This is a genomic window from Streptomyces sp. NPDC043952 (assembly GCF_056435325.1).
Genome location: NZ_JBWKES010000044.1, coordinates 1 through 21,254, shown reverse-complemented (window position 1 = coordinate 21,254; position 21,254 = coordinate 1). Strand labels below are relative to the sequence as shown.

Here is a 21,254-nt window from a genome sequence, read left to right as displayed (position 1 = left end):
CCCCGCGTCATCTCGGCGACCGGGCCCGCTCAGCCGTCCTCGCCGTCGAAGCTGGCGAAGTACGCGGCGGCCATGTCCTCCTGGCCGTGGCCGCGGGCGGCGGCGCGGGCGAAGCGTTCGGCGGTGGCCTCGGCGACGTCGAGGCGTACGCCACTGCCCTTGCCCGCGGCGACGATCAGCCGGGCGTCCTTCTCGGCGGTGGTCACCGCGAACGACGCCGGGGTCAGCCTGTCCTCCAGCAGCAGCTGCGACTTGGCCCGCAGGTAGCCCATGTCGAGCGGACCGCCCCCGATCAGCTCGAAGAACTTCCGCGGGTCGACGCCGAGGCCCTTGGCGAGGGCCAGCGTCTCGCCGGTGGCCGCGGTGACGGCGAGCACCCAGCTGTTGGCGACCAGCTTCAGCCGGCTGGCGCTGCCCGCGGCGCCGTCCGCGCCGGTCCACAGGGTCTTGGCGCCCACCGCGTCGAACACCGGCGTGACCGCCGCGCGCCCCTCCTCGGGCCCGGCCGCCAGCACGGTGAGCTGCCCGGCCTCGGCGGGCTCCTTGGTGCCGAGGACGGGGGCGTCGTAGAAGAGGAGTCCGTGCTCGCGGGCGAAGCCGGCCAGGTCGCCGATCAGCTCGGACCCGGCGGTGGTGGACTGCACCCAGGCGGCCCCGCGGCGCAGCGCCGGCGCGGCCTCCCGCATGACCTCCAGGACGGTGTTGCCGTCGTAGAGCATCGTCAGGACGACATCGGCGCCCTCGACGGCCTCGGCGGGCGTGCCGGCGATCCGCGCCCCGTCGGCGGCCAGCGGCTCGGCCTTGTCACGGGTGCGGTTCCAGACCCGCACCTCCAGCCCCGCCCGGCACAGATTGCGGGCCATGGCGGCGCCCATGATGCCGGTGCCCAGGACACTGACGATCGGCTTGTCGCTCATTGACACTCCCTGAAATCGCAGTAAGCCACGGTGTGTCTCCACCTTCCCGCACGACGGCAGCCGATGCAGGAACCGGCTCGACCGGGCCTGTGTGCGACATCCGCCCAGTACGACGACAGGAAGTCCGGCCGACGACAGGTGACGGCAGGCAGGTAATTCAGCCATACAGGCTCAAATGCAAGCACGCCGAACTCTTCAGTCGTGCGTTACCTCAGAACATGCTCAGACAGTTGGGCAACTACTTTGAGTACTCACCGCTAATCACATAGTGTCCAAGCATCGAACCGCAGGACCAGCGGTCGTACAGCAGGGGGGGGGAAACATGGGCATAGGCATGCGGCGAGCCGCCATCACGTCCAGCACCGCGTTGTTGCTTTGTTTCGCAGCAGTCGGGACAGCAACCGCGGATCAGGAACCGCCGATTCCGGGGTGCCAGCGACACCGAGCAGGCAGCGACTACGGACTCCATCTCCGCGGACGCCACCACCGATATCAATGACCGCACCGGCTGGGACGACGACGAGGCCACAGCTGTAGTGCAACCGCAATACTGCGCCGGCCCGCAGACATGGATCGATATCACGTCGAAGACGAATTACCACATCGCATCGTGGTGGAATGGGACCAAATACAAAGACGGCCCAGGTGGATCCATGACTGCCAGCGTAACCAAGTCCGGGACCATCTCGGCCGAAGTTTCGGGTAGTACCGAAGTATCCGCGAGTTCGGTCGTCGTGGCGGCCAAGGCTTCCGTCAGCGCCAAGATTGGCGGCAGCGTCAGCATCACCACCGGACATACCTATACGCACAACATCGCCAAGAACAAGTACGGACATCTACAGTACGGATCTTGGGGCTATAAGGTGTCCTGGGCGAAGTACCGGCGCAAGGGGGACGGATGCCACGGCGCGACTCTGGTCGACAGCGGTACGGCAACACTGCCTACATCGGAGACCGGCTGGAAGTACTGGGAGACCGCGTCATGAGGCCCCGACCCCTGTGGCTCCTCGGATGCGCCCTGGCTCCAGCACTCGTTCTCACAGCCTGCACCTCGCACAACGGCCCCGCTCCGAGCCACAGCCCTTCGTCTCCGGCTGCCCACCAGAGCGGCGGAGCACCGGCCGATAAAAAGCTCACGGCGCAGGCGCAGTCCGCGCTCGACGCGGCGAGCGACGAGGGCAGTTCCATGGTCGAGTCAGGCGTCGAGCGCGTCTCGGACGGGGTGCACACGCAGCCCGGACTGACCCACGGCACGGCCTACAAGCTGACCGTGGTGTGCGCCGGGAAGGGAGCCGCGGAGCTCGTCGTGACGCCGTCCGGCGCGGGCGGGAAGAAGGCGGTTCCTTGCGACGGCTCCGTGGTCTTCGAGCGTTTGACGGCCGAAGGCCCGCTCAAGGTCGACGTACAGGGGAAGCCCGGCGCGGCGGGCATGGTCGCCTGGCGGATCAACAAGGTCGGTTCGTAGCCCTGACCAGAGCGTCACGAAGTCTGCTCACGCACGTCCACCAGCGTGGCATGTGCGTGAGCAGCGCCGGGATGGACGCGGAGCGACCGGTTCCGCGTTGGTCGCCCTCGCTCACGAGGTCGCGACAGCGCACTTCAGGAAACCCGACCAGGCGGCCGGGGTGACCGTCAGCCATGCGACGCCCGAAGTCTTCGAGTCGCGGACGTGCACCATGGCGGGGGTGACAGCTACCTCGACGCAGTCGCCGGGGTCGTTGCCGTCGCTGTAGGTGCTCTTGAACCAGTGGAGTTCCGGAGTGTTCATGGTGCTAGCGATGCCCACCGACCTGGGCGACGAAATCCACCCAGGCGGAGGGGGCGACGGTCAGGTGCGCAGTGTGGGGGGTCTTCGAGTCACGGACGTGGACCGTGGCGGGGGTGGTGGCCACCTCGACGCATTCGCCGGACTCGTTGCCGTCGCTGTAGGTGCTCTTGAACCAGTGGAGTTCCGGAGTGCTCATAGTCTCCCCAACATCTGCTCGATGAAGGCCAGCGACCTTCTCGGTGTGAGAGCCTGCGCTCGGATCATGCCATAGCGCGATTCGAGGATGCGGAGGTCTCTAGGGTTCCCGACCGGGCGACCGTTGAACATGCCGGTGGCCCGCCCGGCACCCGAACCGTCCGCGAACTTCAGCACATGGAGCTGGCCATCTCCTGACATGCCGGCATGCTCTTCCAGGTCGGTCGGCATGACCTGGAGAGAGATGTGCCTCAACTGAGCTAATTCCAAAAGGTGCTCAAGTTGACGGCGCAACACTGCCTTCCCCCCGATCGGCCGCTCCAACGTCACCTGTTCCTGGACGAAACTGATCACCGGAGCCGGGTCCCGCTTGAGCACTGCTTGCCGGTCCACGCGCCCGGCGACCTCCTGCTCGATGACGTCCTTCGGATGCGGCGGGTGGCGCACCTCGTACAACGCCCTCATGTACTCCGGCGTCTGTAGCAGACCGTGGAGGTTGTGGGTGCTGTACAACAGCATCTCCACCGCGCGGCCTTCCATCTCGACCAGCTCCCGGACCTTCTTCGGGTACCGGGCCCGCCTCATGTCCTCCATGAACGCCCGGAGATGGCCTTGCGCGTGCAGCACGTGGTCGGCCTTGTCGAGGAACTCCGGCCGGGGGATGCGCTGACCTCGCTCGATCTTCCGGATCAAGTCCTCGCCGTACCCGAGTACTTCCGCCAGTTCGCCGGGCCGCATCCCCGCTGCCTCCCGGCACACCTTCAGCAGGCGTCCAACCGCCTGCACCAACGGTTCGATCTCGTCCCCGGGCTCTACGGACCAACCCGACTCGTCCACGTCATCGACCATGGCTCCTCCTTCGATGCGCACGCATACCCGTACAACGCGGCGAAGAGCCAGGACCGCACGGGACAACCCCCGGACAAGAAAAAGCCGGTGAGAGTGCAGCCCCGTCCCCACGGGCACCCTCACCGGCCGTTCACAGGCGGCAGCCGTACGTCAGGCGCGTACCAGCTCCCGCTCGTCCTCCGTGCCGTGCGCGGCGGACGGCGTGCGCAGGCCCTCGCCCTCGACGTCCACGTTGGGCAGGACCCGGTCCAGCCACTTCGGGAGCCACCAGGCGCGCTTGCCCAGCAGGGCGAGGACGGCCGGGACGATCGCCATGCGGACGATGAACGCGTCGAAGAAGACGGCGATGGCGAGGCCGAAGCCGATCATCTTGACCATGGACTCGCTGGAGCCGATGAAGCCGGAGAAGACGGCGATCATGATGACGGCGGCGGCGGTGACCACACGGGCGCCGTGCTTGAAGCCCGTCACCACGGCCTGGGTCGGCTTCTCGCCGTGGACGTACGCCTCGCGCATCCGGGTGACGAGGAAGACCTCGTAGTCCATCGCGAGCCCGAACACCACGCCCACCATGAAGATCGGCATCATCGACATGACCGGGCCGGTCTGCTGGACGTTCATCAGGCCGGACAGCCAGCCCCACTGGAAGACCGCGACGACCGCGCCGAGCGCCGCGAGCACGCTGAGCAGGAAGCCGAGGGCCGCCTTCAGCGGGACGAGGACCGAGCGGAAGACCACGATCAGGAGCAGGAAGGCCAGGCCCACGACCAGCGCGAGGTAGGGCAGCAGCGCGTCGTTCAGGCGCTGGGAGACGTCGATGTTCATCGCCGTCGAGCCGGTCACCAGCAGCTTGGCGTCCGTCTTCGCGGTGATGTCCGCGCCCTTGCCGCGGATCGCGTGCACCAGGTCCTCGGTGGACTTCGAGGACGGCTTGGACTTCGGGACGACCGTGATGATCGCCGTGTCGCCCGCCTTGTTGGGCGTGGCCGGGGTGACCGCGACGACGTCCTTGAGGCCCTTGATCTCCTTGCCGACCTCGGTGAAGGCCGTCGTGGGGCGGGCGCTGCCCTTGGCGTCGACGACGACCATCAGCGGGCCGTTGAAGCCGGCGCCGAAGCCCTCGGACAGCAGGTCGTAGGCGCGGCGCTGGGTGGTGGAGGTGGGCTGGGAGCCGTCGTCGGGCAGGCCCAGTTCCAGGGAGGAGACCGGGACCGCGGCGGCGCCGAGGCCGATCACGCCGAGCAGCAGGACCGCGACGGGGCGCCGTACGACGAAACTGGCCCAGCGGGTGCCCATGTTGGGGCGGCCCGGCTGCTTGGCCGGACGGCCGCCGCCGAGCAGCTTGCTCTTCTCGCCGGCCGGCTTGACCTTGCGGCCGGCGTAGCCGAGCAGCGCGGGGATCATCGTGAGCGCGATCAGTACGGCGATGGCGACCGTGCCCGCCGCCGCGATGCCCATCTTGGTCAGCATCGGGATGTTGACGACGGAGAGGCCGACCAGCGCGATGACGACGGTCAGGCCGGCGAAGACCACCGCGGAGCCCGCCGTGCCGACGGCGCGGCCCGCCGCCTCCTCGCGCTCGCGGCCCTCGGCGAGTTCGGCGCGGTAGCGGGAGACGATGAACAGGGCGTAGTCGATGCCGACCGCGAGTCCGATCATCATCGCCAGGGTGGAGGTGGTGGAGCCCAGGTCGAGGGCGGTGGCGAGCGCGGTGATGGAGGAGACGCCGATGCCCACGCCGATGAGCGCGGTCAGCAGCGGCAGCCCGGCCGCGAGCAGGGAGCCGAAGGTGATGACGAGGACGACGGCGGCGATGCCGATGCCGATCAGCTCGCCGGCGCCCTCCTCGGGCATGGCGGTGAGCGCGTCGCCGCCGACCTCGACGGTCAGTCCGGCGTCCCGCGCCTGCTGCGCGGCCTCCTTCAGCGCGTCGCGCGAGGAGTCCTTCAGCTCCATGCCGGAGACCTTGTACTTCACCGAGGCGTAGGCGATGGAGCCGTCCCGGCTGACCGCGTGCCCCGTGTAGGGGTCGGCGACGGAGGCGACCTCGGAGCCGTGGCCCAGCTCGCGCACGGTCTTGTCGACGGTGGCCTTGTTGGCCTTGTCGGTCATCTTCTCGCCGGCCGGCGCCTTGAAGACGACCCGTGCGGTGGCGCCGTCGGCGCTCATGCCGGGGAAGCGCTGCTCCAGCAGGTCGAACGCCTTCTGGGCCTCGGTGCCGGGGATCGAGAAGGAGGAGTTGCCGGCGGGCGGCGCGGAGGCGGCGCCCACCCCGGCGAGGGTGAGCAGCGCCACCCATATCAGGGCGACGAAGTGCCGTCGCCGGAAGGCGAGCCGGCCGATGCGGTACAGGAATGTGGCCACGGAGGCGTACTCCCGGTCAGGTCGTGGGATTCATCAGGGCAGGGGTGATCAGCCCGACGACGTGAGCGGTGACGTCAGATGGTGGGCTTGATGGGGAGGTCGTGCGAGGAGGGTCAGACGCCGAGGGCGGGGAGGACCACGGCGTCGATGTACGAGGTGAGGAATTCCTGGGTGGGCGGCTGGTCCTCCAGGAGCGTCCTGGTGGCGAAGCCGCCGACCATCATGTGCACCATGAAGTCGATCGCCGGGCAGTCCGGGCGGACCTCGCCCCGGTCGATGGCCCGCTGGAGCATCTGCCGGCCGTTGACGATCTCCGCCTCGACGATCTGCGCCCGGAACGCCTCGCGCAGATCCTCGTTGTGGTGCATCGCCATGGCGATCCCGCGCATCAGGGCGGAGTTCTGCTCCATGGTGCAGTCGTCCTCCAGCGCCACGAGGGCGTGCAGGTCGCCGCGGAGCGAACCGGTGTCGATGTCCGCGATGTGGCCGCGCTTGTTGTGCCGCAGTGCCCTGACCACCAGCTCGGCCTTGCCGCCCCACTGGCGGTAGAGCGTGGCCTTGCTGGACCGGGTGCGGGCGGCGACGGCGTCCATGGTCAGGGCGTCGTAGCCGACCTCCCGGAGCAGGTCGAGCACGGCCTCGTACAGCTCGGCCTCGCGCTCGGGGGTGATCCGACTACGACGTGCAGCCGCGACGGCCTCGGTCATGTCGCTCACCCTTCCGCTCCGGAACTTCCTTGCGTACGTCCATCTTCGTACGTCACTGAAGATACCCCCATCCCAGAGCGAAACGAAACCGTTTCGTACGTGGGGTCCGTCACGGATGTCTGGAACGCATAAAGCACGGACGGGCGGGACGGAAGACGGCCGCACAAGTTGCCCGCCCCCATCGCGCGGAAAAGCATGGGGAGGGTGAGCTATCTGCGCTTCCCCCACCTCAGCGGCGACCTGCTGTGCTTCGTGGCCGAGGACGACCTGTGGCTGGCCCCCCTCGACGCCCCCGGCCGCGCCTGGCGGCTCACGGCGGACCGCACCAAGACCGGGCACCCCCGCTTCTCCCCCGACGGCACCCGGATCGCGTACACGAACTGGCGCAGCCTGGTCCCCGAGATCCATCTCGTGGACGTCTCCGGCGGCCCCGCACGGCAGCTGACGTACTGGGGCAGCACCGACACGCGGGTGTGCGGCTGGTCCCCGGACGGCGACATCCTGGCGGTGGCCTCGCACCAGCAGCCGTTCTCCTACTTCACCTGGGCCTACAAGGTGACCCCCGACGGCGATCCGGGCGGCCGGCTGCCCTGGGGCCCGGTCACCGAGATCCAGGTCGCCGACCTCGGGGGCGAGCGCAAGACGCTGCTGCTCACCGGCACCCCGCCGCACGAACCGGCCTCCTGGAAGCGCTACCGGGGCGGCGCCATGGGCCGCCTGTGGCTGCACGGCGAGCGCCTGCTGCCCGACCTCGGCGGCCATCTGGCCAGCCCCGTGTACGTCGCCGGGCGGATCGCCTTCCTCTCCGACCACGAGGGCGTCGGCAACCTCTACTCCTGCGCCTACGACGGCACCGACCTGCGCCGCCACACCGACCACGACGCCTTCTACGCCCGGCACGCGTCCAGCGACGGCGACCGGGTGGTCTACCAGTGCGCGGGCGACCTGTGGATCGTGGACGACTTCTCCGCGCACGGCACCCCGCGCAAGCTGGACGTCCGCCTCGCCGGGCCCGCCGCGGGCCGGCGCCGCTACCAGGTGCCGGCCGCGCAGAACGTGGACGGCATCTCCGTGGACGAGACCGGCCGGGCCAGCGCGGTCGTGGTGCGCGGCAGCCTGTACTGGCTCACCCACCGCGACGGCCCCGCCCGCACCATCGCGGACACCCCCGGCGTCCGGGTCCGGCTGCCGGAGATGCTGGGCTCCATGGGGCAGGTCGCCTATGTGACCGACGCCGGGGGCGAGGACGCGGTGGAGATCGCCCAGCTGCCCCGCGCCACCGGTGACCGCCCGCCCCGCCGGCTCGCCCGTGGCGCCCTCGGCCGGGTCCTGGAGATGGTCGCGGACCCGGACGGCGAGCGCCTGGCCGTCGCCTCCCACGACGGCCGCCTGCTGCTGATCGACGTGCCCGAGGAGCCCGGCGCCGGGGTCCCGGACGCGCCCGGCACCGGGGTCGGCGCCGAGGCCGAGGAGGGCGCGGTCACCGAGCTGATCCGCTCCGTCAACGGGCCCGTGCGCGACCTCGCCTTCTCCCCCGACGGCAGCTGGCTCACCTGGTCCCACCCCGGCATCGGCCGCTCCCTGCGCCAGATCAAGCTGGCCCGGATCAAGGACCGGCTGATCGTGGACGTCACCGACGGCCGCTTCGAGGACGAGACCCCCGTCTTCACCCGCGACGGCCGCTACCTCGCCTTCCTGTCCTGGCGCGGCTTCGACCCGGTGTACGACGTGCACACCGGCGACCTGTCCTTCCCGCTCGGCAGCCGCCCCTACCTGGTGCCGCTGTCCTCGGCGACCCCCTCGCCGTTCGCCCTGAACCCCGAGGGGCGCCCGGCGGCCGGCGGCCTCGACCCGCTGGAGGACGAGGAGAGCGGCGAGGCGGGCGCGGTGACGGTCGAGGTGGAGGGCCTGGCCAGCCGGGTCACCCCGTTCCCGGTGATCGCCTCCAAGTACTCCTCGCTGTACCCGGTCGCGGGCGGCGGCCTGGTCTGGCTGCGCTGGCCGATCTCCGGCGCGCTCGGCGAGACCTTCGTCAACCCGGCCGACACCAGCGGCCGTCCCACCCTGGAGTACTTCAACATCGCCAAGGGGAAGAAGTCCGAACTCGTCGGCCACCTGGACTGGTTCGCGGTGAGCGGCGACGGCACCCGGCTCGTCGTGGTGGACGAGGGCGAGCTGCGCGCGGTGCCCGCCACCGAGATGGGCGACACCGACAGCACCGTCTGGATCGACCTGCGCCGCATCCTGCACGAGGTGGACCCGCCCGCCGAGTGGCGCCAGTCGTACGACGAGGCGGGCCGGCTCATCCGCGCCTACTTCTGGGATCCGGGCATGAGCGGCATCGACTGGGACGCGGTGCTCGACCAGTACCGCCCGCTGGTCGAACGGGTCGCCTCCCCGGACGAGTTCGCGGATCTGCTGCGCGAGGTCCTCGGCGAACTCGGCACCTCGCACGCCTACGTCACCGCCTCCCGCCGCAACGAGGGCCCGCCCCACTACCAGCGCTGGCAGGGCCTGCTCGGCGCCAACCTGGTGCGCCGGGAGGCCGGCTGGACGGTCCGGCGGATCCTGCCCGGCGACTCCTCGGACTCCAAGGCCCGCTCACCGCTGGCCGGCACGGGCATCCGCGAGGGCGCCGTCCTCACCCATGTCGACGGCCGCCCGGTCGACCCCGCCACGGGCCCCTACCCGCTGCTCGCCGGCTCGGGCGGTACGACGGTGGAGCTGACCTTCGCCCCCGCCGAGGGCACCGGCGGGCCCCGCCGGGTCGCCGTCGTCCCGCTGATCGACGACCGGCCGCTGCGCTACCAGGACTGGGTGGCCAAACGCCGGGACGTGGTGCGGGAGTTGAGCGGCGGCAAGTGCGGCTACCTGCACATCCCCGACATGGGCGGCTCCGGCTGGGCGCAGTTCAACCGGGATCTGCGCATGGAGGTGTCGCGGCCCGCGCTCATCGTGGACGTGCGCGGCAACGCGGGCGGCCACATCAGCGAGCTGGTCATCGAGAAGCTGACCCGTACGATCCTGGGCTGGGACCTGACGCGCAACGCCCAGCCGGTGTCGTACACCTCGAACGCGCCCCGCGGCCCGGTGGTGGCGCTGGCCGACGAGGCGACCTCCTCCGACGGCGACATGATCACGGCCGCGTTCAAACTCCTCAGGCTGGGGCCGGTGGTGGGGCAGCGCACCTGGGGCGGAGTCGTCGGCATGACCGGCCGGCACCGCCTCGGCGACGGCACCGTCATCACCGTGCCCATGAACGCCGCCTGGTTCGACGCCTACGGCTGGTCCGTCGAGAACCACGGCGTCGCCCCGGACCTGGAGATCCTGCGCACCCCCCTGGACTGGGCCGAGGGCCGCCACGCCCAGATGGACGACGCGATCCAACTGGCCCTGAAACTCCTCGAATCCCACCCCGCCGCCGTCCCCCCGGACTACTCCGACACCCCCGACCGCTCCCGCCCGAAACTGCCGCCGAGGGCAACGTCCTGACGATGGGCGCGTTTCCTGGGGGCGCGGGGAACTGCGCGATCGGGCACGACGCGCCCGCACCCGAACACGCGACGGAACCACCCCGGAAAACAAACGCGGGGCGCCCTCCGAAGCGAAGGGCACCCCGCATCCCCGGCCGAAGCCGAGCGCCGCGGCTACGCGTCGTAGTCGTGGTCCATCCGGTCCCGCATCTCCGTGTCGTCGATGTCCTGACGACCCCGGTCGGGCCGCTGGCCCTGCTGCTGACCGCGCTGGCCGGCACGCTCACGCGCCTGGCCCAGCTTGCCCTTGCCCTGCTGCCGGCCCTGGCCGGGGCCCTGGTGCTGCTGGTCCTTCATACCCATGTGGGTTCACTCCTGTGGTGAGTGAGAGCGGGGGATCGGCCCCTCGGCGGGGCCAGCACCAGATTCACACGGCCCACCACCCTGCGCATGTGGATCAGTCACGGTGGGTGACCCGCGCCGCCTCGTCCGCCGCGCCGCCCGCGCCGACCAGCCCGGACCGCATCCCTTCGAGCCGCGGCCCGAACCGCTTCATCTCCCGCTGGCCCACCGACCCGATGATCCCCGGCAGATACCCGCGCACGCTCTGCATGCCCCGCAGCCACCACTGCGCGTACACATGCGAGGAGCGCCGCTCGATCCCCGCGACGATCCGGTCCACCGCGGGCCCCAGCGGATACGTCTTGTTCGACGGCCACGGCAGCCGCTGCCGCAACTCCCGCATGACGTCGTCCTGATCGGCCCCGCGCACCATGTCGGTGTCGGTCCACGACAGGTACCCGACGCCGACCCGCACCCCCTGGTAGCCGACCTCGGCCCGCAGGCTGTGCGCGTACGCCTCCACACCGGACTTGGAGGCGCAGTACGCGGTCATCATCGGCGCCGGGGTGATCGCCGCGAGGGAGGCGATCTGGAGCAGATAGCCCCGGCTCTCCACCAGCACCGGCAGGAACGCGCGGGCGGTCACCGCCGAGCCGATGAGGTTGACCTCGATCACCCGCCGCCAGGCGTCCGGATCGGAGTCGATGAACGGACCGCCCGTCGCCACACCGGCGTTGGCGACCACGATGTCCACCTTCCCGAACCGCGCCTTCACCTCCCGCGCCACCCGGCTCATCGTCTCGTGGTCGGTGACGTCGGCGTACCAGTGGGCGCTCTCGCTGTGCAGCCGCCCGGAGACCTCCTTCAGGGCCTCCTCCTCCAGGCCGACCAGCGCCACTTTCGCGCCGCGCGCGGAGAGCTTGCGGGCGAGCAACTCGCCGACGCCGCGCGCCGCTCCGGTGACGACCGCGACCTGTCCTTCGAGCCCGACCCTGCTCATGCGCCCTCCTTGATCCGCTGGGGCGCGGGTTCGCCGGCCCCCGTGACATACGTGCTGACGAGGTCCCGGATGCGGCCCGTGACCCTCTCGGGCTCCTCGACCGGGGTCATGTGGCCGGCGCCGGGCAGCTCGGTGAGCCCGGCGCACCGCGGGAGTTCGGCGACCAGGGCGTGGGCGTGCACCGGGGGCACGAGACGGTCGGCCGTGCCGTGCAGGACCGCGGTGGGCATGTCGAGCCGGCGTACGCCGCTGACGAGATCGAGCGTCGCGAGCACCTGGGACCAGGCGTGCCGGGCGCCGGTCGGGCAGCCGTGCACGATCCGCGCGCACGCCTCCACCATCTCCGGTGTCGAACGGGCGCCCATCGTGCCGTACTTGAGGATGCGCTTGGCGAGCGGGGTGACCGGTCCGAGCGGGGCGCGCGAGCCGAGGACGCCCGCGCTGAGCCGGGTACGCAGCGGTCCTTCGCGCAGCGGCAGCACCCGTGCCTCGGCCACCAGCCGCGAACTGCCGGTGCTGGCCAGCAGGACGGCGGCCGCGTGGGCGCGGAACCGGGGCCTGCCGGCCGCCGCCATGACCGTCATGCCGCCCATGGAGTGCCCGACGACCAGGGCCTGTTCGCCGTCGGCGAGGGTCGCGGCGAGCACCGCCTCCAGGTCGTCCGCGAGCGCGCGGGTGGTGCAGACGGGGCTCGCGGGGCTGCGCCCGTGCCCCCGCTGGTCGTAGACGATCACCCGGTGGTCCCCGGCCAGGTCCCGGATCTGCGCGGCCCAGAAGGCGGTCGAGCAGGTCCAGCCGTGCGAGAGGACGACGGCGGGCGCGTCCTCGGGTCCGTGCACCTCGACGTGCAGCCGGGCGTCGTCGGTGGAGGGGACGGTGAGTACGCGGCCGGGGACGGGCGGGGCGTAGGCGCCGGAGGTCATGTGGGGGGCGCGGGGACGGCTCATACGGCGACCTCGTCGGCCCGCGCGACCGTCGCGTCGGTACGGGCCCCGGCCACCGCCCGGATCACCTCGTACTCCCCCAGGTCCACCCGCCTGGTCGCGCGCCGGAACTCGGTGGTCGTGCCGGGCCACACGGTGGTGTTGCGCCCGCCTGCGTCGAGGTACCAGCTGGTGCAGCCGCCGGTGTTCCACACGGTCCGCTGCATGCGCTCCTGGACCTTGTGGTTCCAGGCCGCGACGGCGCCGGGGCGGGCGTCGAGCGCGGTGCGGCCACCGAGGACGTCGAGCTGGCGCAGGTAGTCGGCCATGTAGTTCAGCTGGGACTCGATCATCAGGATCATGGAGGAGTTGCCGAGGCCGGTGTTGGGCCCGATGACCGTCATGAAGTTCGGGAACCCGGCGGCGGTGGCGCCGCGCAGCGCCTGCATGCCGTCCTTCCACGCCTCGGCGAGCGTGATGCCCTGCGCGCCGACCACGCGCTCGGCGATCGGCATGTCCGTGACGTGGAAGCCCGTACCGAAGACGATCGCGTCGACCTCGGCCTCGGTGCCGTCGGCGGCCACCAGGGTCGAGCCCCGCACCTCGCTGAGCCCGCTCGCGACGACGTCCACATTGGGCCTGGTCAGCGCCGGGTAGTAGGTGTTGGACAGCAGGATGCGCTTGCAGCCGATGCGGTAGTCGGGGGTGAGCTTGGCGCGCAGGGCCGGGTCCTTGACCGCGCGGGCCATGTTGCGCCTGGCGAGCTGCTCGACCAGGCCGAGTTCGTCGGGGCGCTTGGTGAACGCCTGCACCTGGAGCTCCCGGATGCCCCACAGCAGCCCGCGCCGCAGCTGGGTGGTGAGCGGCAGGGAGCGGTGCAGCCAGCGCTCGGCGGGGCTGATCGCGCGGTCCACGCGGGGCATCACCCAGGGCGGGGTGCGCTGGAAGAGGGTGAGCCGGCCGACCTGCGACTGGATGGCGGGCACGATCTGGATGGCGGAGGCGCCGGTGCCGACCATGGCCACGCGCTTGCCGCGCAGGTCGTAGTCGTGGTCCCAGCGGGCGGAGTGGAACACCTTGCCGGGGAAGGAGTCCAGGCCCGGAATGTCGGGCACCTTGGGGTCGGACAGCGGTCCGGTGGCGGAGACGACGACATCGGCGGTCAGCGGCCCGCGCGTGGTCTCGATGTGCCAGCGCAGCTGGTCGCGGTCCCAGCTGAGCAGCTTGACCTCGGCGCCGAAGCGGATCTGCGGGCGCAGTCCGAAGACGTCGGTGACGTGCTCCAGGTAGGCGCGGATGTGCCGCTGTCCGGAGAAGGTGCGCGGCCACTCGGGGTTGGGCGCAAAGGAGAAGGAGTACAGGTGCGAGGGCACGTCGCAGGCGCAGCCGGGGTAGCTGTTGTCCCGCCAGGTGCCGCCGACGTCCTCGGCGCGCTCCAGGACGACGAAGTCGGTGATCCCCTCGCGGCGCAGCCGCACGGCGGCGCCGAGCCCGCCGAAGCCGGACCCGATCACCGCCACCCTCACATGCTCGTGCTCGGCCATCCCGGAGCCTCCACGCGTCGCCTTGAAATGCCGTCCGTCAATGCTGCCAGTGAACACTGGCACGATGGGACTGTAGAGCAGCTCCGTACCGAGCGGTAGGGGGCGCGGGAAGGAAAGTTACCGGCGGTACACCATAGGCTTCGGGCGTGGCAGCAGACACCGAGCACCCGGAGGCACCCCGTGGGGGCCCGCGCGAGTACCGCACACAGGAGCTGGCGCGCCTGGCCGGCATCACCGTGCGCACCCTGCGCTTCTACCGCGAACGCAAACTGCTGCCGCCGCCCCGCCGCGAGGGCCGTATCGCCTGGTACGACGACCACCACCTGGCCCGGCTGCGCACGATCGGCGCCCTGCTGGAGCGCGGCCACACGCTGACCGGCATCGCGGAGCTGGCCGAGGCCCTGGACCAGGGCCGGGACGTCGCCGACCTGCTCGGCGTCGGCGCCCCCACCGAGGAGGAGCCGATCCGCCTCACCCCGGAGGAACTGGCCGCCCGCTTCGAGGGCGAGGTCACCCCGGAGAACCTGGCCGCCGCCATGGAGCTGGGCTACCTGGGCACCGACGGCGACACGATCGTGCACATCAGCCGGCGCCTGCTGGACGTCTCCTCCGCCCTGGTCCGCGAGGGCATCCCGCTCGCCGAGGTCCTCACGGCCGGCGCCCGCGTCCGCGAGCACGCCGAGGCCCTGGCCACCCTCTTCTCCGACCTGATCCTGCGCCACGCCCCGGAAGAGGACCTGCACCGCCTGCGCCCCCTCGCCCGCAGCGTGGTGGAGGCGGAACTGTCCCTGGCCATGGACCGGCAGCTGAACAAGGGGAACTGACCGGGCGGCGGGAACCCGATCCGGAAGAGGGACGCTAGGCGCCGTAGACCACGGTCACCGGGACGCTAGGGGCCGTAGACCACGGTCACCGGCGCGTGGTCGGACCAGCGCTCGGCGTGCGAAGCGGCCCGATCCACGCGCGCCTTGAGCGCCCGCGCGGCGAGGCCCGGCGTGGCCATCTGGTAGTCGATGCGCCATCCCGAGTCGTTGTCGAACGCCCGCCCCCGGTACGACCACCACGTGTAGGGGCCGTCGACGTCCGGGTGCAGGGCCCGTACGACGTCGACGTAGCCGCCCTCTCCGGGGGCGAGGACCCGGTCGAGCCAGGCGCGCTCCTCGGGCAGGAAGCCGGAGTTCTTCATGTTGCCGCGCCAGTTCTTGAGGTCGGCCTCGCGGTGGGCGATGTTCCAGTCGCCGCAGACGACCACCTCGCGCCCCTCGGCGGCGGCGCGTTCGCGCAGCGCCCCGAGGTGGTCGAGGAACTCCGCCATGAACCGGATCTTCTCGTCCTGCCGCTCGGTGCCGACCTCGCCGGAGGGGAGGTAGAGGGAGGCGACGGTCACACCGGGCAGGTCGGCCTCGGCGTAGCGCCCGCTGCCGTCGAACTCCGCGGACCCGAAGCCGGTCCGGACCCGGTCGGGTTCGCGCCGGGTGTACAGGGAGACGCCCGCGCGCCCCTTGGCGGCCGCCGGGGCGTGCACGACATGCCAGCCTGCGGGCTCGCGCACCTCCTCGGGCAGCTGGTGCGGCTCGGCGCGCACCTCCTGAAGGCACACGACGTCCGCCTCCGTGGCGGTCAGCCAGGGCACGAAGCCCTTCTTGGCGGCGGCCCGCAGCCCATTCACGTTCACCGAGGTCACAGTCAGCACCGGAGCACGATACCGGCACACTGGACGGAGCCCTCACGAGCGAGGGGTCCCTCCCGCACGGAAGCGCGATGCCCAGATGAACATTCGCCGCGTACGTTTCGACCACCCCGACGCCGTCAAGCTCAACGACGCGGTGCAGGCCGAATACGCCCTCCGTTACGGCGACGACGGCGACGAAACCTTCCTCACCCCGCAGGACTTCCTCCCGCCTCGGGGCGTCTACCTGATCGCGTACGACGAGTCGGACCGCCCGGTGGCCACCGGCGGCTGGCGCAGTCAGGAGCACAACGAGGAGGGCTACTCGGACGGCGACGCCGAGCTGAAGCGCATGTACGTGATCGAGGAGATGCGCGGCCGGGGCCTGGCCCGCCGGATGCTGGCCGCCCTGGAGGAGGACGCCCGCATGGCCGGGCGGCGGCGGATGGTCCTGGAGACGGGCACCAAGCAGCCGGAGGCCATCGCCCTGTACACCTCCAGCGGCTACACCCTCTGCCCCAAGTTCGGTTTCTACCGCTTCCACGAGGAGAGCCGCTGCTTCGCGAAGGACCTGTGACGGGGGCCGGGGCCATGGCCGCGGCGGGGCCGGAGCGACGGACGCGAAGGCCCCGCCACGGCCACCGGGCGGGCGAACCCACCGCGCACCATGCCGTCCTGGCATACGTCAAAGCCCCGGTCGGTTTCCCGACCGGGGCTTTGAGCTGCGTGGACCTGAGGGGATTTGAACCCCTGGCCCCCTCGATGCGAACGAGGTGCGCTACCGGACTGCGCCACAGGCCCTTGCAACGAGTGAAACTCTAGCACCCTGATCGGGGTGCTTGGAAATCCGTTCCCGAACTGGTCAGGGGCGGCTTCCCGGATGTGGCGGCCGTCACTCGTTGGCGGCGCGCGGACGGTCCCCGTCCTCGTACTGGTCGAACAGCGGGGTGCGGCCGCGCTCGCGGGAGCGGCGGGCGGAGGCGGCACGCCGCGCGCCGCCGCGGCCGTCGGCCGGCCGGTCCGCCGACGGCGCCGGCTCGCCCTCCCCGGCCGCGGGCGCCTGGCCCGTCTCCTGCTCCGGGGCGACCGAGCTGGACCGCGCCGAACTCCAGGTGTCCGGCCCGCCGAGGTCGATGCCGGAGGTGGCCCGCGGCGCGACCGGCGCGGTCACGTACGTGGGCAGGGGCACCGGCACCGGGTCCCAGCTGTCCCCCTGACCGGGCCGCCGCTGCCGCTCGCGCTGCTGGTCGACCCACTCGGCGTGGTCGGTCTGCTCCACCAGGGCGCGCCGGTCGGCGGCGAGCGCCAGGAGGCCGGGGTCCGTGTCGGTCCCTGTGGCCTCCTCCGGTTCGTCGGCGGCGCGGGCGGCCTCCGCGGTCGGACGCCGGCGCGGCTGGCGCTCACGCAGTCGCTGGGCGGCGGCCTCGGCGCGGCGGCGGTCCATCTGGTAGGCGAAGCGGCGGCGTTCCTGGGCGCGCAGATAGGCGATGTACGCGCTGAGGAGCACGGCGGGCCCGGCGGGCGCCCACAGAAAGGCGAGGCCCCCGACGGCGGCGACGATCGCGCCGACGGTGAAGGCGAGGAACAGCAGTACGGTGGTGCGCCGACGGCGCGCGAGCACCTTCGTGCGCCGGGCACGCGCTGCGGCCGCCTGCGCCGAGGGCGCGCGGCGGGCCGCCGGTGCGTGCTGCTGCGCGGGGATCGCGGGGGCGTGGCCCCGGCCGACTTCCGGGCCGCGGGACGCCTCGGGCTCGCTCTCCGCCGTGACCTGACGGCGGGTCGGAGGCACGGCGAAGGCCCGGACGTCCACCGAATCGGTGACGGCGTCCGGATCGACGGCGTCCGGCTCCCCCTCCTCGGCGGAGCGCGCCCGCAGGTCCTTGGCGTACCGGCGCTCCATCCCCGCCCGTCCGGAAAGCAGCCGGATGGCGGTGCTGAAGCGTTCCGTCGGACGGGCCTCGTTCAGCTCGTCCTGCCTACGGAGCCACATCGGCACCAAGTAGGCGGCCCAGGCCCCGACAATGACTGCATAGATGAGGCCGCTGCTGCTCACGACTCACACGGTAGAGGGGTTTGACCGAAGGGATCGGCCAATTGAGCCGGTGTGTCGCACGATCTGGCTGATATTTCCAGCATTTTTTGCGGCCCATACGATCAGAATTTCGAACGTATATTCAATTCCTCGGTCCTTGTGCCGCCGCCCGCGCCCGCCGCCACCGGCCCAGCAGCCCGTCCGGCACCTCCTCGGCGGTCAGCGCGAAGACCAGGTGGTCCCGCCAGGCGCCGTCGATGTGCAGATAGCGCGGCCGCAGCCCCTCCTCGCGGAAGCCGAGCTTCTCCACCACCCGGCGGCTGGGCCGGTTCTCGGGGCGGATGCACACCTCGATGCGGTGCAGCCCGACCGCGCGGAAACAGTGGTCCACCACCAGCGCGACGGCCGTGGGCATCACCCCGCGTCCGGCCACCGACTCGTCCACCCAGTAGCCGATGTGCCCGGAGCACATCGACCCCCAGGTGATCCCGGCGACCGTCAACTGCCCGACCAGGCGGCCCTGGTACTCGATGACGAACGGCAGCATCCGGCCCGCGTGCGCCTCGCGGCGCAGATGCCGGACCATCTGCCGGTACGTCGGCCGGTGCGCGACCGGGCCGCTCGGGGTGGGCGGCGGGATCGTGGCCTCCCAGGGGCGCAGCCAGTCCCGGTTGCGCCGGTTCACCTCGCGCCACTCCCGCTGGTCGCGCAGCTTTATCGGCCGCAGGACGACATCGCCGTCCACCAGCACGACCGGCCAGGTCGATCCGTTCAGCTCGCACCCCCCGCACTGGGTCTGGCGTGGTCGCCGCCGCGGAGCTGGTCGACGGCGTGGGCCAGCAGGGGCTCCAGGACGGCCAGTCCGTCCTTCACCCCGCCCGTGGACCCCGGCAGGTTGACGATCAGGGTCCGGCCGGCGACCCCCGCGATGCCTCGGGACAGCGCGGCGGTCGGCACCTTGCGCAGGCCGAAGGCCCGGATGGCCTCGGCGATGCCCGGCACCTCGTGGTCGATGACGGCACGGGTCGCCTCGGGGGTGCGGTCGGTCGGGGTCAGACCGGTGCCGCCGGTGGTGACGATCACGTCGTATCCGGCGGCGGCGCCCGCGCGCAGGGCGGCCTCGACCGGCTCCCCGTCGGGCACGATTCGGGGGCCGTCCACGGCGAAGCCGAGGCGCGTGAGGCCGTCGGCGATCAGCGGGCCGCCCCGGTCCTCGTAGACACCCGCGGCGGCCCGGTTGGAGGCGGTGATCACCAGGGCGCGGTAGCTCATGCCCGGCTCCAGTCGCCCGACTTGCCGCCCGTCTTCTCCAGCACGCGTACGTCCGTGATGACCGCTCCCTTGTCGACCGCCTTGACCATGTCGATCACGGTGAGCGCGGCGACCGTCACCGCGGTGAGGGCCTCCATCTCGACGCCCGTACGGTCCGTGGTCTTCACGGTGGCCGTGATCTCCACGGCGTCGTCCGCGACCGACAGATCCAGTTTCACACCCGACACCGACAACGGGTGGCAGAGCGGGATCAGGTCCGGGGTGCGCTTGGCGCCCATGATGCCCGCGATCCGCGCGGTGGCCAGCGCGTCTCCCTTGGGCACCCCCTCGCCGCGGAGCAGTTCGACCACGCGGGGCGAGACCAGGACGCGGCCGGCGGCGCGTGCGGTGCGCGCGGTGACGTCCTTGCCGGAGACGTCGACCATGCGGGCCGCGCCGGCCGCGTCGAGGTGCGTGAGGTGGTCCTGGGCGGAGGTCTTGGGGGTCTGCCCCGGAGACGGTTCGGTCATGCTGTGCGGCGCTCCCGGTCCGGGCCCGCGCCGTGCGGTGCGCGGGCCTGCTGTGCGCGACACGGTACCGCCAAGCAGTCTCGCGCAGCCGCCCAGGAGGTGCCTCAGCCGAGCGGTACGACCTCCACCTCGGTGCCGGGCTCGACGGACTCCATGTCCTCGGGCACCACGATCAGCGCGTCCGCGTGCGCCAGCGCCGCCACCAGGTGGGAGCCCGCGCCGCCCACCGGGGTGACCTCGCCGTCCGCGTACCGGCCCCGCAGGAACTGCCGACGGCCCTTCGGGGAGCGCAGCGCCTTGTCCGCGGTGAGCGTGGCCCGCACCACCGGCCGGTGCAGATCGGTGAGGCCCATCAGGGCGCGGATCGCGGGCCGGACGAACAGCTCGAAGGAGACGTACGACGACACGGGGTTGCCCGGCAGCGCGAGCAGCGGCGTGTGGTCGGGGCCGATGGAGCCGAAGCCCTGGGGCTTGCCCGGCTGCATGGCCAGCTTGCGGAACTCGATGCCGCTGCCCGGCACGTCCTCGTCCCCGATGTCCGCCAGCGCCTCCTTGACCACGTCGTACGCCCCGACGCTCACCCCGCCCGTGGTGACCAGCAGATCGGCGCGAATCAGCTGGTCCTCGATGGTCGAGCGCAGGGTCTCGGCGTCGTCGGCGACGGCGCCCACCCGGTAGGCGATGGCGCCCGCGTCCCGCGCGGCGGCGGTGAGGGCGAAGCTGTTGGAGTCGTAGATCCGGCCGCGGCCCAGCTGCTCGCCGGGCTGGACGAGTTCGCTGCCGGTGGAGACGACGACTACGCGCGGGCGCGGGCGCACCTTCACCGTGCCCCGGCCGATCGCGGCGAGCAGCGCGATCTGCGGCGGGCCGAGGATCGTACCGGCCTCCAGCGCGCGATCGCCCGCCTTCACGTCGCTGCCCTCGGCCCGGACGTGCGCGCGCACCTCGACGGGCCGGTGCACACGCACCTGGCCCTCGGCGTCCTCGGGAGCGAGGCTGCGGGCCCGCATGCCGCCGGCCGGGCCCTCGCCGAGCCCGCCGTCGGTCCACTCCACGGGGACGACGGCCTCGGCGCCGGGCGGCAGCGGGGCGCCGGTCATGATCCGGGCGGCCTGGCCCGGACCGACCCGCACCGGCTCGTCCGCGCCGGCCGCGACGTCCCCGACGACCTCCAGGGCGGCCGGGAACTCCTCGCTGGCGCCCTCGACATCGGCGACCCGCACCGCGTACCCGTCCATCGAGCTGTTGTCGAAGGGCGGCAGCGACACCGGGACCGTGACGTCCTCGACCAGGACGCAGCCCTGGGCGTCGAGCAGTTGGAGTTCGATGGGCTCCAGGGGCTGGACCGTGGCGAGGATGTCCGCCAGGTGCTGGTCCACCGACCACAGGTCGTCTTCGCCGGTCGGGCGGGGCGCGGCGCTGCTCAACTCTGCTGCATCTCCTCGGCTACGTAACTGCGGAGCCAGGTCCGGAACTCCGGGCCCAGGTCTTCACGTTCGCATGCGAGTCTGACAATGGCACGCAGGTAGTCGCCGCGGTCGCCGGTGTCGTAGCGGCGGCCGCGGAAGACGACGCCGTGCACGGGGCCGCCGAGTTTCTCGTCGGCGGCGAGCTGCTGGAGCGCGTCGGTCAGCTGGATCTCGCCGCCGCGGCCCGGCTCCGTCTTGCGCAGGACGTCGAAGATCTCCGG

Annotated in this window: 21 protein-coding genes, 1 tRNA gene and 1 pseudogene; 5 read left to right on the top strand and 18 right to left on the bottom strand. The window is 71.8% G+C overall.

Translation table 11 applies throughout. The annotated features are described in order from the left end of the window. Nucleotides 1-29: 29 nt before the first annotated feature. Nucleotides 30-917 carry an NAD(P)-dependent oxidoreductase gene (locus AC069R_RS30835; protein WP_478770017.1) on the bottom strand — a complete coding sequence of 296 codons (888 nt, stop codon included), beginning with the start codon at nt 915-917 and terminating at the stop codon, nt 30-32. A gap of 653 nt (nt 918-1,570) precedes the next feature. Here AC069R_RS30835 and AC069R_RS30830 point away from each other — a divergent pair. Together AC069R_RS30830 and AC069R_RS30825 are read left to right on the top strand one after the other, a co-directional pair. Next, on the top strand, nt 1,571-1,903 hold the full coding sequence (locus tag AC069R_RS30830; RefSeq protein ID WP_478770016.1) for a hypothetical protein: 333 nt from the start codon (nt 1,571-1,573) through the stop codon (nt 1,901-1,903). 200 nt (nt 1,904-2,103) lie between these two features. Beyond that, entirely contained in the window at nt 2,104-2,382 is a 279-nt protein-coding gene (locus AC069R_RS30825; RefSeq protein ID WP_478770015.1) for a hypothetical protein, read from the top strand. Between the two features lie 111 nt (nt 2,383-2,493). Here the strand turns inward: AC069R_RS30825 and AC069R_RS30820 are convergent, their stop codons facing one another. The 5 genes from AC069R_RS30820 to AC069R_RS30800 form a co-directional block, all read right to left on the bottom strand. After that, nucleotides 2,494-2,685 carry a DUF397 domain-containing protein gene (locus AC069R_RS30820; protein ID WP_478770014.1) on the bottom strand — a complete coding sequence of 64 codons (192 nt, stop codon included), beginning with the start codon at nt 2,683-2,685 and terminating at the stop codon, nt 2,494-2,496. Nucleotides 2,686-2,689: 4 nt separating this feature from the next. Then, entirely contained in the window at nt 2,690-2,881 is a 192-nt protein-coding gene (locus AC069R_RS30815) for a DUF397 domain-containing protein (RefSeq protein ID WP_478770013.1), read from the bottom strand. After that, on the bottom strand, nt 2,878-3,729 hold the full coding sequence (locus tag AC069R_RS30810; protein WP_145490734.1) for a helix-turn-helix domain-containing protein: 852 nt from the start codon (nt 3,727-3,729) through the stop codon (nt 2,878-2,880). The genes AC069R_RS30815 and AC069R_RS30810 overlap by 4 nt, the downstream gene beginning before the upstream one ends. A gap of 150 nt (nt 3,730-3,879) precedes the next feature. Further along, nucleotides 3,880-6,093, bottom strand: coding sequence for an MMPL family transporter (locus AC069R_RS30805; RefSeq protein ID WP_478770012.1), 2,214 nt, complete (start codon nt 6,091-6,093; stop codon nt 3,880-3,882). A gap of 113 nt (nt 6,094-6,206) precedes the next feature. After that, the gene (locus tag AC069R_RS30800) at nt 6,207-6,800 is read right to left on the bottom strand and encodes a TetR/AcrR family transcriptional regulator (RefSeq protein WP_397985518.1); all 594 of its coding nucleotides are present in this window, start codon (nt 6,798-6,800) and stop codon (nt 6,207-6,209) included. Between the two features lie 204 nt (nt 6,801-7,004). On the opposite strand from AC069R_RS30800, the gene AC069R_RS30795 reads away from it, so the two are divergent. Continuing rightward, nucleotides 7,005-10,292, top strand: a complete 3,288-nt coding sequence (locus AC069R_RS30795) for a S41 family peptidase (protein WP_478770011.1) — start codon at nt 7,005-7,007, stop codon at nt 10,290-10,292. Between the two features lie 155 nt (nt 10,293-10,447). Here AC069R_RS30795 and AC069R_RS30790 read toward each other — a convergent pair whose 3' ends face one another. The 4 genes from AC069R_RS30790 to AC069R_RS30775 form a co-directional block, all read right to left on the bottom strand. Beyond that, nucleotides 10,448-10,636 carry a hypothetical protein gene (locus AC069R_RS30790; protein WP_478770010.1) on the bottom strand — a complete coding sequence of 63 codons (189 nt, stop codon included), beginning with the start codon at nt 10,634-10,636 and terminating at the stop codon, nt 10,448-10,450. Nucleotides 10,637-10,730: 94 nt separating this feature from the next. Beyond that, nucleotides 10,731-11,615, bottom strand: a complete 885-nt coding sequence (locus tag AC069R_RS30785) for an SDR family oxidoreductase (protein ID WP_478770009.1) — start codon at nt 11,613-11,615, stop codon at nt 10,731-10,733. Further along, complete coding sequence (locus tag AC069R_RS30780; protein WP_478770008.1) at nt 11,612-12,562, bottom strand: alpha/beta fold hydrolase; 951 nt, start codon at nt 12,560-12,562, stop codon at nt 11,612-11,614. Before AC069R_RS30780 ends, AC069R_RS30785 begins: the two co-directional genes overlap by 4 nt. After that, nucleotides 12,559-14,082, bottom strand: coding sequence for a flavin-containing monooxygenase (locus AC069R_RS30775; RefSeq protein ID WP_478770007.1), 1,524 nt, complete (start codon nt 14,080-14,082; stop codon nt 12,559-12,561). Before AC069R_RS30775 ends, AC069R_RS30780 begins: the two co-directional genes overlap by 4 nt. Before the next feature lie 146 nt (nt 14,083-14,228). Between AC069R_RS30775 and AC069R_RS30770 the strand changes: the two genes are divergently transcribed. Continuing rightward, the gene (locus AC069R_RS30770) at nt 14,229-14,906 is read left to right on the top strand and encodes a MerR family transcriptional regulator (RefSeq protein WP_478770006.1); all 678 of its coding nucleotides are present in this window, start codon (nt 14,229-14,231) and stop codon (nt 14,904-14,906) included. A 65-nt stretch (nt 14,907-14,971) separates the two neighbouring features. Here the strand turns inward: AC069R_RS30770 and AC069R_RS30765 are convergent, their stop codons facing one another. Then, nucleotides 14,972-15,766 (bottom strand): exodeoxyribonuclease III, encoded by a 795-nt coding sequence (locus tag AC069R_RS30765; protein WP_478770046.1) that lies wholly within the window; start codon nt 15,764-15,766, stop codon nt 14,972-14,974. A gap of 85 nt (nt 15,767-15,851) precedes the next feature. Between AC069R_RS30765 and AC069R_RS30760 the strand changes: the two genes are divergently transcribed. Beyond that, the gene (locus AC069R_RS30760; RefSeq protein WP_478770005.1) at nt 15,852-16,328 is read left to right on the top strand and encodes a GNAT family N-acetyltransferase; all 477 of its coding nucleotides are present in this window, start codon (nt 15,852-15,854) and stop codon (nt 16,326-16,328) included. Nucleotides 16,329-16,478: 150 nt separating this feature from the next. On the opposite strand, the gene AC069R_RS30755 is transcribed toward AC069R_RS30760, so the two are convergent. The 7 genes and pseudogenes from AC069R_RS30755 to AC069R_RS30725 all read right to left on the bottom strand — a co-directional run. After that, a tRNA-Ala gene (locus tag AC069R_RS30755) sits at nt 16,479-16,552 on the bottom strand. Nucleotides 16,553-16,643: 91 nt separating this feature from the next. Further along, the gene (sepX, locus tag AC069R_RS30750) at nt 16,644-17,804 is read right to left on the bottom strand and encodes a divisome protein SepX/GlpR (protein WP_478770004.1); all 1,161 of its coding nucleotides are present in this window, start codon (nt 17,802-17,804) and stop codon (nt 16,644-16,646) included. 121 nt (nt 17,805-17,925) lie between these two features. Next, entirely contained in the window at nt 17,926-18,534 is a 609-nt protein-coding gene (locus AC069R_RS30745; protein ID WP_478770003.1) for a GNAT family N-acetyltransferase, read from the bottom strand. Nucleotides 18,535-18,554: 20 nt separating this feature from the next. Beyond that, nucleotides 18,555-19,055: a MogA/MoaB family molybdenum cofactor biosynthesis protein gene (locus AC069R_RS30740; protein WP_478770002.1), complete on the bottom strand. Its 501-nt coding sequence runs from the start codon at nt 19,053-19,055 to the stop codon at nt 18,555-18,557. After that, the gene (gene moaC, locus AC069R_RS30735; RefSeq protein ID WP_397985507.1) at nt 19,052-19,564 is read right to left on the bottom strand and encodes a cyclic pyranopterin monophosphate synthase MoaC; all 513 of its coding nucleotides are present in this window, start codon (nt 19,562-19,564) and stop codon (nt 19,052-19,054) included. Before moaC ends, AC069R_RS30740 begins: the two co-directional genes overlap by 4 nt. A 104-nt stretch (nt 19,565-19,668) precedes the next feature. Then, nucleotides 19,669-20,991 (bottom strand): molybdotransferase-like divisome protein Glp, encoded by a 1,323-nt coding sequence (gene glp / locus AC069R_RS30730; RefSeq protein ID WP_478770001.1) that lies wholly within the window; start codon nt 20,989-20,991, stop codon nt 19,669-19,671. Next, nucleotides 20,988-21,254: pseudogene (locus tag AC069R_RS30725) on the bottom strand (UTP--glucose-1-phosphate uridylyltransferase); the annotation flags it as partial. The pseudogene AC069R_RS30725 and the gene glp, both read right to left, overlap by 4 nt.

What these genes read in the sequence shown, in the direction of transcription:
- AC069R_RS30760 (WP_478770005.1), top strand. Translation starts at nt 15,852, where the DNA reads ATGAACATTCGCCGCGTACGTTTCGACCACCCCGACGCCGTCAAGCTC.
- AC069R_RS30800 (WP_397985518.1), bottom strand. Translation starts at nt 6,800, where the DNA reads ATGACCGAGGCCGTCGCGGCTGCACGTCGTAGTCGGATCACCCCCGAG.
- AC069R_RS30820 (WP_478770014.1), bottom strand. Translation starts at nt 2,685, where the DNA reads ATGAACACTCCGGAACTCCACTGGTTCAAGAGCACCTACAGCGACGGC.
- AC069R_RS30780 (WP_478770008.1), bottom strand. Translation starts at nt 12,562, where the DNA reads ATGAGCCGTCCCCGCGCCCCCCACATGACCTCCGGCGCCTACGCCCCG.
- AC069R_RS30785 (WP_478770009.1), bottom strand. Translation starts at nt 11,615, where the DNA reads ATGAGCAGGGTCGGGCTCGAAGGACAGGTCGCGGTCGTCACCGGAGCG.
- AC069R_RS30815 (WP_478770013.1), bottom strand. Translation starts at nt 2,881, where the DNA reads ATGAGCACTCCGGAACTCCACTGGTTCAAGAGCACCTACAGCGACGGC.
- AC069R_RS30835 (WP_478770017.1), bottom strand. Translation starts at nt 917, where the DNA reads ATGAGCGACAAGCCGATCGTCAGTGTCCTGGGCACCGGCATCATGGGC.
- AC069R_RS30775 (WP_478770007.1), bottom strand. Translation starts at nt 14,082, where the DNA reads ATGGCCGAGCACGAGCATGTGAGGGTGGCGGTGATCGGGTCCGGCTTC.
- AC069R_RS30740 (WP_478770002.1), bottom strand. Translation starts at nt 19,055, where the DNA reads ATGAGCTACCGCGCCCTGGTGATCACCGCCTCCAACCGGGCCGCCGCG.
- AC069R_RS30830 (WP_478770016.1), top strand. Translation starts at nt 1,571, where the DNA reads ATGACTGCCAGCGTAACCAAGTCCGGGACCATCTCGGCCGAAGTTTCG.
- moaC (WP_397985507.1), bottom strand. Translation starts at nt 19,564, where the DNA reads ATGACCGAACCGTCTCCGGGGCAGACCCCCAAGACCTCCGCCCAGGAC.
- AC069R_RS30790 (WP_478770010.1), bottom strand. Translation starts at nt 10,636, where the DNA reads ATGGGTATGAAGGACCAGCAGCACCAGGGCCCCGGCCAGGGCCGGCAG.
- AC069R_RS30810 (WP_145490734.1), bottom strand. Translation starts at nt 3,729, where the DNA reads ATGGTCGATGACGTGGACGAGTCGGGTTGGTCCGTAGAGCCCGGGGAC.
- AC069R_RS30825 (WP_478770015.1), top strand. Translation starts at nt 2,104, where the DNA reads ATGGTCGAGTCAGGCGTCGAGCGCGTCTCGGACGGGGTGCACACGCAG.